Source organism: Shewanella morhuae (assembly GCF_900156405.1).
GTDB lineage: Bacteria > Pseudomonadota > Gammaproteobacteria > Enterobacterales > Shewanellaceae > Shewanella > Shewanella morhuae.
The window spans coordinates 153,062-165,922 of record NZ_FTNN01000002.1 but is presented as its reverse complement, the minus strand read 5'-3'; the positions used below and the strand labels follow the sequence as shown (position 1 = coordinate 165,922).

The following is a 12,861-nucleotide window of genomic DNA, read 5'->3' as shown; positions in this document are numbered from 1 at the left end:
ATGTTGAATGAATTAAGGCTATTTAAGCAGGGGTGTTAAATGCGTAAAGGTTTATTATTACTCGCCGCTATGAGCGGATTTTTAGCGGTTGCTTTAGGTGCCTTTGGTGCCCACGGTCTTAAGGCTGTCGCGCCACCAGACTTAATTGAAGTGTTTAACTTAGGTGTGCAATATCATTTCTATCATACTTTTGCCTTGGTTATGGTCGCGTTTTCTGGCCAATGGCTGACGTCACGTTTATTGGACTGGGCGGCATACCTATTTATTGTAGGTATTATGCTATTTTCTGGTTCGTTATATGGATTGGCACTTATTGGCACTAAATGGCTTGGGCCCATTACGCCAATTGGCGGCGGATGCTTTTTACTCGGTTGGTTACTATTTGCCGCGGCGGTATGGCGTCATAAAGTGGTGGATGGCCATGAGTCGTAATGTAGAAAATTAACGTTCGTTTTTAAGCTTTAAAATCGGCTGAATCGTTTTAATCAGCAAGACACTGATGCCTTGTTTGCATTGACGGCAAATAGGGCATTTTTTTACTTAAATTGCTATACTGGCGCCCAAATTGATAGTCAGCCATAACTTTGGCTTGGATTTCTCAGGGATCCCCATGAAAAACCTATTTTTATTTTGCCGTGCTGGCTTTGAAAAAGAATGCGCGGCAGAAATTCAGCAGCGCGCCGCAGAGCTTAATATCGGCGGCTTTGTTAAAGCGAACAACAATGACGCTTATGTGGTCTTCCAAGGCTTTGAAGACGATGCAGCTGAGGCGTTAGTTAAGCAATTACCACTTGCTTCATTAATTTTTGCTCGCCAAATGTTTGCCGCCAGTGATTTATTAATCGACTTGCCAGAAAATGACAGAGTGACGCCAATCGTTGCCGCCTTAAGTGATGTCAGTAAAGCGGGTGAATTACGCGTTGAAACGCCAGATACCAACGAAGCCAAAGAGTTATCGGCCTTTTGCCGTAAATTCACCGTACCTTTGCGTCAGCATTTGAAAAAATCGGGTAGTTTACTCACTCAAGAAAACCCTAAACGCCCGATTATCCACGTGTGTTTTGTGGGGCCTGGTCGTGCTTATGTGGGATATTCTTATAGTAATAATAGCTCTCCCCATTTTATGGGTATTCCACGCCTAAGAATGGCGGCAGATGCACCAAGTCGCTCTAGCTTAAAACTTGATGAGGCATTTGGTCAGTTTGTGCCCAAAGAAGAGCAAGAAGAGCGTATTCGTAGTGGTATGAATTCAGTCGACTTAGGCGCATGTCCAGGCGGTTGGACTTATCAACTTGTGCGTCGCGGTATGTTTGTCTCTGCGGTAGATAATGGCCCTATGGATGAGAAGTTAATGCAAACGGGTCAGGTGAAACATTTCCGTGAAGACGGTTTTCGTTTTGAACCACAGCGTAAAAATATCTATTGGTTAGTGTGTGACATGGTTGAAAAACCCGCGCGCGTAGCCGAGTTAATTGAAGCATGGGCGATTAACGGTTGGTTTAAGGAAGCTATTTTTAACCTTAAATTACCGATGAAGAGTCGTTATAAAGAGGTCATTGCGATTCTTGAAACCATGCAGACTATTCTAAAAGAAAATGGTGTCACCGATTTTAAAGTGCAGTGCAAACATCTTTACCATGACCGAGATGAAGTGACTGTGCATTTATGGCTGCGCCCCGATACCGCGTGGAATTAATCCCTGCGATTATCTTGCACTAAATCGACGCAGGTTTAAAAGTGACATAACAAAAAGCCCCAAAGGAAACTTTGGGGCTTTTTAGTGCCTGTTCATTTGAGTTTTAAACCGAAGCTCAAGATTGAACAAGCGCGTTATAGACTCGTCTGTAACGCGCTATACACTATTACAGACGCTCAAGTACTGCTTGAGTGAAATCAGTCGTACCGTGCGTGCCACCTAAATCGTGAGTTGTACGGTCGCCTTCTGCAATCACTGCCGATACGGCTTTACGGATTTGCTCTGCTTTGTCAGCCATACCTAAATATTCTAGCATTTGGATAGACGCTAAAATGACTGAGGTTGGGTTTGCTAGATTTTTGCCAGCGATATCAGGTGCACTACCGTGAACGGCTTCAAAAATTGCCGCATCGCGGCCAATGTTTGCACCGGGTGCCATACCTAAACCACCGACTAAACCAGCACACAGATCCGATAAGATGTCACCAAACAGGTTGGTTGTAACGATCACATCGAAGTTTTCTGGGTTCATTACTAGCTTCATGCACGTTGCATCGACAATCATTTCTTCTGTCTTGATGTCTGGGTAGCGTAGGCTCACTTCACGAGCCACTTTCAGGAACAAACCTGAGGTTGACTTCATAATGTTAGCTTTGTGAACGATAGTGACTTTCTTACGGTTTTCTTTACGTGCCAGCTCATAAGCGAAAGTGGCGATTTGCTCAGCACCTTGACGAGTAATGACACTGGTCGCTTCTGCCGTTAACCCATCTTCAGACACTTTTTGACCGAAACCTGAATACATGCCTTCAGTGTTTTCACGCACAGTGATGATATCAATATTTTCGTAACGAGCTTTGGTGCCTTTGAAAGATAGCACTGGGCGGACGTTTGCATATAGACCGAATTTTTTACGTAACGTGACGTTGATTGAAGTAAAACCTTCACCAACAGGCGTTGTTAGCGGGCCTTTTAGGGTAATACGGTTTTTTTCAATTAGCTCTAAAGTGCGCTGCGGCAGTAACTCACCTTGTTTTTCGAGTGCTGTCAGGCCTGCATCGGCAAATTCATATTCAAAATCACAGCCTACTTTATCAAGAATTTGTAAGGCTGAATCAATGATACTTGGGCCAATTCCATCACCTGGAATTACGGTTATCGTTCTTTTTGACATGGAGAAGTCCTTCCACGGTTCGTGGTTACTGCAATTGTCTGCCCCAGATTAACTGGATGGCAGGACTATGAAATAGGTATTTTTTCTGCGCATTATTTTACCCACCTTTGATCAAACTTCACAGGGAATAGTGAGTAATATCACGATATTTTATGTGGTATTACTTGTAAAAAGACGGGCTTCTCACCATGATGGAAACCCAAAGGTTAAAAAGTCTACTTTAGTCTAACAAATATATAAAAGAGGAAGACATTGAAGTTAATATCTATTACATCTGTGATGTTGTTATCCATCGGGATACTACCGCCAGCACTAGCGGAAAATAGCACTAAGCCGCTCACCCTAACTGACATTATGCATTTTGAATCCCTCGGTAAACCGGTTATTTCAGACACTGGACAGGTTATCGCGGTTGAATCCTCGCCTGACCGTGGTGATAGTCATGTCATTGCGAAAAACATCTCGTTACAACAAAGTTATCAAGTTGCTGGTGGGTCAGATCCGCAAGTGAGCCACGATGGTCGTTATATTGCTGTAGTGGTTAAACCGAGTTTACTTACGCTTGAAACGAGCGACGCCAAAGCGAAGAAAAAACTCAAATCCGCCATGGTATTACTTGATACCCAAACGGGTACACAAACCCGTTTTGAGCGCGTGCAGGAATTTGCTTTTAGCGACGAAGGTAAACATCTGGCTATTTGGTTTGAAGCCGACGAAGAGTCCAAAAAAGAAGTTGAGCCAAAAGTTGCTGAAACATTAGTCGAGGTCGGCACCGCAAGTACAGCAAAATCGGCGAAGCCAAAGGTGGATAAGTTTGACCAAGGTCGACGTTTTACTTTGCTTAGTTTAGAAAATCTAACTCAACAAATCGATATTGAGCAGGTTACTGGCTATGTGTTTGATAAAAACAGCCGCAGATTGGCATTAGCGGTAAATGATATTACTAATAAGCAGCATCAGTTGCAGTTAGTGGATTTAAAAACTCACAAGAAAACAGTTGTTTTTGACTCGTCTAACCAACAAGTAGGGGCTTTAGCACTGGCTAAAAATGGTCGTTGGCTGGCGTTCACCCAAGGTAAAGACAGTGAGTTACCCTATGGTCGCAACTACCAGTTATCCTTGGTCGATTTGTCATCGGGCAAAATAAGTAAACCCCCAGAGTCACCCGAATGGAAGCTTAATCGTTACACTCGTTTAAGTTTCTCATTAGACAGTGAACGACTGTTTTTTGGTCGTGTACCTGAGGTGAGTCAGCAGTTAAGTTTGCAGAAAATTACCGAAGAAAATGATTTGTTTAATACCGATATTGTCACCGCGCAGCGTGGGCTTAAGGTATGGCATGGTGATGATCCGCGCATTAAGCCTCATGAAATCAAGCAATATGACAAAGAGCAAAAACGGACTTACCTAGCGGTATTACATTTAGGCTCTAATAATGTGGTGCAGCTTGGTGATAAAACGGTGCCTGATGTGACGATTTCGCAGCACAAACGCTTTATGTTAGCCAGCTCTGATTTACCCTATCGCAAAATGGCAACTTGGGCAGGGTTCTATCAAGACTATTATCTGATTGATATAAATACAGGCCTTAAGGTGCCATTTTTGACTCAGCAGCCCAGTGATGCTGAGCCAAGCTTATCGGGTAACGGTAAGTATGTGGTCTATTATCAGCAAGGTAATGTGTATCTTTATGATATTGCCCAGGCGCAGCGCTCTAACCTAACCCGATCTCTAAAGGTCAGTTTTGCCGATGAAGATCATGATTATCCATCTAGTGCGCCGGGATACGGTTTTGGTCCTTGGCTTAAGGATGACGCTGGGATATTGGTCTATGACAAATACGATGTTTGGCAATTTAATACCGAATCTAAAGCCGGTTTTACTTTAACAGAGGGAAAGGGCCGCACTCAAAAAATTCAATATCGACTAGCGGGCTTAGTCGATAATCCCGACGAGCCGACTGAGCTTGCCTACAATGCCACTATTTTACTCCATGGTTATGGTGATAAAACTAAAGCCGATGGTTTTTACCAAGCAACGCTGGGCGAAGCGGGCGTTAAGACTCTGATGCAAGGTGAGTATAAGTTGACCGTATTGGGCCGCAGTAAAGATGCCGATACTGTCGTGTTTTCTAAGGAACGCTTTGATTTATTCCCCGATTTGTATACGGCCAGTTATAACGCGCCGCAAAATGCAGTGAGGCAGACCGATTTAGACAAGCAACGCCAAGCGTTTAATTGGAGTAAAGCCGAGTTAGTTCACTGGACCAATGGCGATGGTAAGCCGTTAGATGGCGTACTGATTAAGCCCACTAATTATCAAGCGGGTAAACGCGTTCCTGTGCTGGTTTATTACTATCGATTTATGACCGATAGGCTGCATGCATTCCCGCAGATGAACATCAACCACCGGCCTAATTTTGCTTGGTATATCAATAATGGTTATGCAGTGTTCCTGCCTGATATCCGTTTTGAGATTGGTTATCCTGGGGCGAGTTCTGTGCAAGCGCTGACATCTGGCGTGCAGAAGCTCATTGATATGGGCGTTGCCGATCCCGATGCAATCGGGTTACAAGGTCATTCTTGGAGTGGTTATCAAACGGCGTTTGCCATCACGCAAACTAAGATGTTTAAGGCCGCAGTCGCGGGTGCGCCGGTGGCCAATATGACCAGTGCCTATAGCGGTATTCGCCATGGTACGGGAGTGGCGCGTCAGTTCCAGTACGAAACGGGGCAAAGTCGTATTGGCGCGAGTTTGTTTGCTGCACCGCAAAAATATATTGAAAATTCACCCGTATTTTACGCTGACCGTATTCAAACGCCTTTAATGATTATGTTTGGTGATAAAGATGATGCCGTTCCTTGGGAGCAAGGGGTTGAAATGTATTTAGCCATGCGCCGCGCGGGTAAAGATGTAGTGTTCTTACAATATGAGGACGAGCCACATCATTTGAAAAAGTACCCTAATAAGCTCGATTACAGTATGCGTATGATGCAGTATTTTGACCATTATCTGAAGGGGACACCTGCGCCAGCATGGCTCAGTAAAGGTGAGGCTTACGTCGAGTACAAGGCTGACGATGAATAAATCGTCGGCTTAATGTCATCCATTTATTATTAAGTTGCTGCATCGTTGAGTAACTGAGTGGATTGTAAAAGCTAAAACGCCACCGATTGGGTGGCGTTTTTATATCTTTGTTGGCGGTATTTACTCATTGGTTAAGATGTCATGGGGCGGACTGCGCATAGTGTCTGTACCCGAATCGAGGTATTGCTTGTAGGTATCTTGGCCCCATGCAATCAATTGACCATTTTCAAAAATAAGCGGAGTGCATTCTTCTTTGGTGGTGACGCCATCTGATTTTTCATGGTGAGTGCGATAAAATAACACCTGCAATTGAGTTTCTTTTAACCTTTTCGCCTCTGAAAAATCTGCCTTACCCAGCAATGTTTTTACTGAGGTAATATCTTGCCCTAGAACTAAATCGCTAATTTTCTGGCTATTGTAGGCTTGTCTATCTTCCCAACTCATATCATCGGGTGTCGGTTCATAAACCAGTATAACCACAGCAACAAAGGCAACATAAGCGGCAAAAATACTACCAATAATGACTGAAATTTTTGATTTCATTTATCGTTATTCCTTTATCATCATTCGATGAGTGACCTAAGTTCGCCATAAAATACGCTGTTGTTGTTCTTAGGTAAATGCAAATGTTGCAACTTGGTTAATTGCAGTTTGGTCTTAATTGCTGGGGTTGTCAGGCCGGGAATAAATAGCACGAAAGTCTTTTAAATTAATATTAAGCGGTAAGTCCGTTTGTAGCTGCGCGAGCTTATAGCTTAGCCTTGCCATCTCTTTGCCTTCGGCGAGTTTTTTTGCTTGCTTAGCACCTAAGTTTGATAATGATGAAAACAACGTGGGTAGGGTTCTGAAGGTTTTTAATAATTCAGCCGCAGATTTTGGGCCAATGCCGGCAATACCTGGGATTTTATTGCCACTATCTCCCGCTAAGGCCATTAAATCGAGAAACTGATTGCGGTCGACCCCAAACTTTTGCTCCAGAGCAACGATATCAAGGTATTGTTGATTAAAATGATCCCACTGGCTGATGTGGCGATGATTGAGCTGACTAAATCCCTTGTCGGTGGATACAATAATCGCTTCACCTTGAGCTTTAGTCATTTTCATTGCTAGTGTTGCAATCACATCATCAGCTTCAGCGGCAGCATAAATTGAGCCAATGTTTATTGTACTTAAATGTGCTTGCAGCGCCGCTAAACCCATTGCTAACGGTTCTGGCATAGGTTTTCGGCCTTTTTTATAATCGGGGTAAAGCTGTTTGCGCCATGAGATTTCATCACCGTCCCACACCATAGCCACATGGGTTGGGCGGTGAACTCGCAGCAGTTTAGTGCACGCCAAACTCACGCGCTCAGTTAAACTTTGTATATCGGTGTCATCAGGGATCGCCGCGTAGATGCGACGAACCAAGTTGAGAGCATCGATGATTAAAAACTTGTTCATGGTGATGTACTTATTTCACTCGCAACTTTATTTGATTATTCAATGATGTATTTTACAGTCTATTTGACTATCTGATAACAAGGAACATAAGCGCTACCAGGTAGTTTCATTCTGTGTTGTTGTACAAATGCATTCAAGAGCGTATCCATCATATCCATGAGTTGTGGATCGCCTTTTAATTGGAAAGGACCGTTGTGCTCAATCTGTTTGATCGTGTCTGACTTGACATTACCCGCCACTATACCCGAAAACGCTTTACGAAGGTTGGCAGCAAGTTTTGCTTTATCGGTTTGAAAGTGTAAGTTTAAATTTGCCATCACTTCGTGCGTAGGGATAAAAGGTAGTTGGAATTCTGGCTCAATTTTTAATGCCCACTGATATTGGTAAGCATCACCGGTTGAGCGGCGATAGGCTTTGACCTGCTCCATGCCTTGTTTCATCAACCGTGCGACTTCAGTGGGGTTGTCGATAATGATTTGGTACTTTTTCTGCGCGATAGGGCCTAAAGTTGAGGCGATAAACTCATCAATTTTAATGAAGTAGTCAGCACTTTCTATAGGGCCGGTGAGTATTAGTGGATACGGCGTTTCTTGATTTTCTTCATTAAGTAAAATACCCAATATATAGAGCAATTCTTCAGCTGTGCCTGCGCCACCAGGAAAAATAATAATACCGTGACCTAAGCGCACAAAAGCTTCGAGGCGTTTTTCTATATCGGGTAAAATCACCAGTTCATTAACGATTTGATTGGGCGGCTCAGCAGCAATGATACTCGGTTCAGTTAAACCAATATAACGCGCATTTTTAATCCGTTGCTTAGCGTGACCGATTGCTGCACCTTTCATTGGGCCTTCCATTGCACCAGGCCCACAGCCAGTACAAATGTCGAGTCCTCTTAGGCCCAACTGATAACCGACTTCACGGGTGTATTGATATTCGATGGCATTAATACTGTGCCCGCCCCAACAAACGATCACATTAGGATCTTTCATTGGTGCAATTGCCCGTGCGTTTCGTAGAATATCGAATACCACATTAGTAATATGGTGGGCATTGGTTAGGTTAATATGCTCTAGTGCGCTATATCTATCGCTGATATAGAGGATGTCGCGTAAGACGCAGAATAGATATTCTTGAATGCCAGTAATAATTTGGCCATCTACAAAGGCTTGTTCAGGAGGATTAACTAACTCTAATTTAACTCCACGCTCTCGTTGTAACACATGGATGTCGAAATCGTGATATTGCTCAAACAGGGCTTTAGAGTTATCTGTTTTTAAACCTGCGGCAAGGACCGCTAATGAGCAGTTGCGATATAACTGATATAACGGACTTTGGGCATTTTTTTTGAGTCGTTCTACTTCAAGCTGTGACAGCTGATCCATGCTGCCTTTAGGGCTGACTTTTACTATCATTTACCACTCCTTCGTGTTGACAGGAGTGATAAAAAGAAACGTATAGTGAGGCTTAATTATACGTCAATCACAACCCTGTCTCTGCTTTCGTGTTTTGCTTTATAGAGTGCTGCATCGGCGCGTTCGAAAGTCTCATTTATGAGCTCACTTCCTATAACTTGCGCGGCGCCTATAGATACTGTAACCGTAATTCTCTGATTCTTAAATTTAAATGGTATATTTTTTATCTTTTCACGCACTCTGTTTAAAAGTTGAGCAATGTCAGCAGGAGCCACATCAGGCAATAACAGAACAAATTCTTCACCGCCATAGCGGGCAACAAATTCAGACTCCCGCAGGGAGTTTTTTAACGCCATCGCAATAACCTGCAGGGTTTTATCCCCCGTGCTATGGCCAAAACTGTCATTAATCGCTTTAAAATGGTCGATGTCAGCAATCGCTACCCATAACGGCGTTTTATGACGCTGATAGTTACGGTACTCCATGTCCATGCGTTCTTCTAAGGCCGCGCGGTTAGGCAGTTGGGTTAAACTATCAAGCAAATTGAGTTTCTGTTGTTCGAATAAACGCTCTTTGTAGGTGTTTGCCTCATAACTTAATTCATTGAGCTCTTTACGCATGGTCTCCATTGATTTAAGTAACAGTGCTTGATCTCGTTGTTCTAAGGCTTCTTTGCGGGATAATATTGAACGGATAGAACTCAATTGAGTCGTCAATTGGGCTTTCAGTGCAACGATATCTTCTGTCTCAATAATGGCTTCACCGACATTATCGACGTAAGTGTTAATTTCTCGATTAAGTTGCGCCTTGAGCAGAAAGCTACGTTGATTACGATTGTAAGATTCACTCACCACCTCACGAACTGCGGCTAAAGCATCATTGAGCGCGAATAAAAACTCTTGTGACGCAGACTTTTCACGGGCAATGTTATCCAGTAACAAGGCTAAAATGGTGTGGTATGCATCGAGTAAACAATCAATTTCAACTTCAGAGGCCAGTACTTCTTTAATCTGAAGCACTTGTTCACGCTGATCTTTACGAAACTCAATTTCTGAAACCATCTGTGCTAGCTCATGGGCTAGCTGCTGGTGTTTTGGCTGAACATCAAGTTTTTCAGATTCACCAAATTGTTGCTGTAATATCGTTTCGTAAAAACCAATAATCTGTTTAACTTTAGGAATATATTCCCACAGTGTATGAAAAGGCTTATCCAGATCTTGCTTGAAATAATTGATTTCTTTTTTGAGCTTTTCGGGTGCCGATTTAACGCGCTGTAGCTGACGGATAACACGTGTCAAACATGCTCGGCTCTCTTCGAGCTGTACCATAGCATTATAATATTGGCCTTTTAGCAGACGCTCGACATCAACTAACTCAGGCAACGCTTCATCAACTCGTTCAAACGTATTTAAGTTATGACGAAGTTTGGCAAGTTTATTATCTAGCTCAAGATTCTGTCCCTTACAGGCAAGGCTTAAGTGACTAATAAATTGCAGTAGTATTTGCAACTTTGCATGCCTATCTTCATTCACTTCATCGAGGGCCGCTTTTGCCGAATGAAGCTTCTGTTGCAGTAAAGCAAGTTGTGAGACTGTAGCGCCTGAATCCTTCATCCTGAATGTTGTCCTAACTCTTTAAGGCTAAAAAACATGACGATCCTTTGTCTTGATATTAGCGGTTAACTTATGTCACTAATGTTATAACATGGGGCATAGAGTGCAAATGTGATTTAACGATGCCCCTGTGATTAATGACTGAAATTGATCAAATATTTTCTAGTAGTTGCCGATCTTGGTTGTTTTCCCAGCAAGGCCAGCGAATATCCTCTTTATCGCCATTCGTTTCTAATCTTATCAAGCCTCGCTCAATGCCTTTTTCAAGGTGTAAAAATAAAGGATTAGCAAATAAACTCAAGGGTACAAAATCGAGTGCTCTAAATGCGACATAATAATCATTATTTCCCTCTAAGCTACGAGCACATGCAAGAGCCATCTGCACCGCTTCAAATTTTAGCTTAGCAGCCATTTTAGTTTCTGATTTGGCTAAAAAGGGCAAATGTGCAAAACCTAGTCGAAAATGATGCTTTATTTGTTGTTGGTCGAGAGTGTGCCTTATTTGATTAATCACTTGCATCGGTTCTATCGATTGCTTGAACCGCACGGCAAGCACCCCTTGGCGGATTACGTAAACCGGAGTGGCCAAGGCTTCTGTTAGTCGTATGGCAATTTGTGTGGCCATAGTATTGCTAAAATATTGGCCATAGTCTAAATCGGTCGAGAGTAATGTGGGGAAAGCAATTAACCCTAACGCTGCCGTGGATTCTTGGCTATGACTTAAATGGGCTAATAACGCAGCATAGCCTAACTGATGCGTAAAAGGGTCTTGCAGAGTTAATTGGGCTAATGCTGCATTTTCTGTCGTTATTTTGCGTCTATGGTATAACGCAAAGCTAATTATGATCAATAAAACACCAATGGTAAGGCTAGTGAATAGCAGTAACATTTTGATGTTACTGCTTTCCTTTTCTGCCTGGGTCAGCTTTGCGTGCAGCATGTTAAGCTCAAGTTTGAGCTGCTGCTCTGCAAGGGCTGAGGCCGATACGGGAGAGCTTTTATCAGTTTCCTCTACCGTTTTACCTAACTCAATAATGCGATTTTGGGCGTCGATAGTTTGTGTTAACTCGCCCAGTTTTTGAGCTGCGAAGGCGATAAGCGTTAAGGCCGATTTTTGTTCATCGATGAGTTTGATATCGATGGCTAAGGCTAAGGCGATCTTTGCATGACTCATCATCAGCGGCCAATCTTGCTTAGTTTGCGCGATTTCACCAATAAGCAGCTCGTTATAAACCTGATAATGATAACTTTGTTTTTCTTTGAATATTTGGTTAGCCATCAGTAAATATTTAAGAGCATTAACATTGTCATTAATATTTGAATAGGCTTGCCCTAGATTGTGGAAATTGAGCCCTTGAGCAATATAATTACCGCGTTTTGCATCTAATTGCTGAGCATTAAGGTAATAATCGATCGCTTTATTCCAATCCCCTTGCTCACCATAGACCATAGCAATCACTGTCATGCAGCTTGATAAGTAAGTATCGTTATCCATTTTTTTAAAACCAGCAGCGGCTTCGTGAGCATTTTTAAGCGCTTCATCCCACTGTTTTAAATCGCGATATACCTTTGATAGTTGCAGTTGAAGATGGGTTTTCATTAATGGGTAGTTAGCGTTATTTGAAATACGAACCGCTTCACTATAATGCTGTAATGATTTAGTCAGTTGCTGATTAAAATTGTAATAAAATCCCAGCCTTGCTTCAGCGGCAGCAATTAAATAATCGTTTCTGAGTTTGTAAGCAATGTCGCGGTAAGTATGAAAATGCATCAAGGCGGGCACTTCTTGGCGAATTAATAAATGTAATGCACCTAAGTGTTCATAAATATTATGTTTTAAAATTAACGCATTAACGTCATAGCTATCGTTAATACGAGTAAGCGCTTGGTTATATTGACCTATTGCTTCTTGATATTTTTGTTCTGCACGGCCAAGGTAACGCCCTTGTAGCATTGCCACTGCGGCTTGTTCATAGGGCGATTGTGCCGCCTTTGTTAACCACTCAATAATACTTTTGGCGTCTTTTATACCACCGTTCGTTTTGACGTTATGCTCCATGTTTAATCGAGCAAGCAAATACAATATATGCTCAAAGTCAGTGGTGCTGTAGCCTTGCTCTTTGGCTACATGTTCAAATTGCTCACGGTTTTCAAAAAGAATAGGGAAGGAAATCGATTGGCTCAGCACATCATACATTTGCTGTGGTGTTTCCCTAAACTCAACTTCATCCGCTTCGAAATCTCTGCTTTGTACGCTAAATGAGATCGACAGTAATAAAGCTAATAAAATAACCGTTAGTTTTTGCATTTGAGCAGGGATTCCTCATTCCTTAAGTCAAGGAACTTATTTTGTTAGCTTTTGTTAGCGCCTAATGAGGATGCTACATCGACTTGTTATACTTGGCGAAATTATAAGAAGCATAATAACAGAAGGAA

The 12,861-nt window shown here is 42.5% G+C and carries 9 protein-coding genes; 3 read left to right on the top strand and 6 right to left on the bottom strand.

What is annotated here, in order from left to right; genetic code table 11:
* Nucleotides 1-39 precede the first annotated feature (39 nt).
* On the top strand, nt 40-432 hold the full coding sequence (locus BW947_RS03075) for a DUF423 domain-containing protein (RefSeq protein WP_076496856.1): 393 nt from the start codon (nt 40-42) through the stop codon (nt 430-432).
* A gap of 178 nt (nt 433-610) precedes the next feature.
* Nucleotides 611-1,696, top strand: coding sequence for a 23S rRNA (cytidine(2498)-2'-O)-methyltransferase RlmM (gene rlmM, locus BW947_RS03070; protein ID WP_076496855.1), 1,086 nt, complete (start codon nt 611-613; stop codon nt 1,694-1,696).
* 166 nt (nt 1,697-1,862) lie between these two features.
* Here rlmM and BW947_RS03065 read toward each other — a convergent pair whose 3' ends face one another.
* Nucleotides 1,863-2,870 (bottom strand): isocitrate dehydrogenase, encoded by a 1,008-nt coding sequence (locus tag BW947_RS03065; protein WP_076496854.1) that lies wholly within the window; start codon nt 2,868-2,870, stop codon nt 1,863-1,865.
* A 252-nt stretch (nt 2,871-3,122) separates the two neighbouring features.
* Here BW947_RS03065 and BW947_RS03060 point away from each other — a divergent pair, with 252 nt between their 5' ends.
* Entirely contained in the window at nt 3,123-5,957 is a 2,835-nt protein-coding gene (locus tag BW947_RS03060) for a S9 family peptidase (RefSeq protein WP_076496853.1), read from the top strand.
* Nucleotides 5,958-6,077: 120 nt separating this feature from the next.
* Here BW947_RS03060 and BW947_RS03055 read toward each other — a convergent pair whose 3' ends face one another.
* From BW947_RS03055 to BW947_RS03035, 5 genes are all read right to left on the bottom strand, one after another.
* Entirely contained in the window at nt 6,078-6,500 is a 423-nt protein-coding gene (locus BW947_RS03055; RefSeq protein WP_076496852.1) for a DUF3192 domain-containing protein, read from the bottom strand.
* Nucleotides 6,501-6,614: 114 nt separating this feature from the next.
* A complete protein-coding gene (xni, locus tag BW947_RS03050) occupies nt 6,615-7,397 on the bottom strand; it encodes a flap endonuclease Xni (RefSeq protein WP_076496851.1) in 783 nt (260 codons plus the stop codon).
* 59 nt (nt 7,398-7,456) lie between these two features.
* Nucleotides 7,457-8,812, bottom strand: coding sequence for a nucleotide 5'-monophosphate nucleosidase PpnN (ppnN, locus tag BW947_RS03045; protein WP_076496850.1), 1,356 nt, complete (start codon nt 8,810-8,812; stop codon nt 7,457-7,459).
* Nucleotides 8,813-8,868: 56 nt separating this feature from the next.
* A complete protein-coding gene (locus BW947_RS03040) occupies nt 8,869-10,425 on the bottom strand; it encodes a GGDEF domain-containing protein (RefSeq protein ID WP_076496849.1) in 1,557 nt (518 codons plus the stop codon).
* Nucleotides 10,426-10,576: 151 nt separating this feature from the next.
* Nucleotides 10,577-12,733, bottom strand: coding sequence for a tetratricopeptide repeat protein (locus BW947_RS03035; protein WP_076496848.1), 2,157 nt, complete (start codon nt 12,731-12,733; stop codon nt 10,577-10,579).
* Nucleotides 12,734-12,861 lie beyond the last annotated feature (128 nt).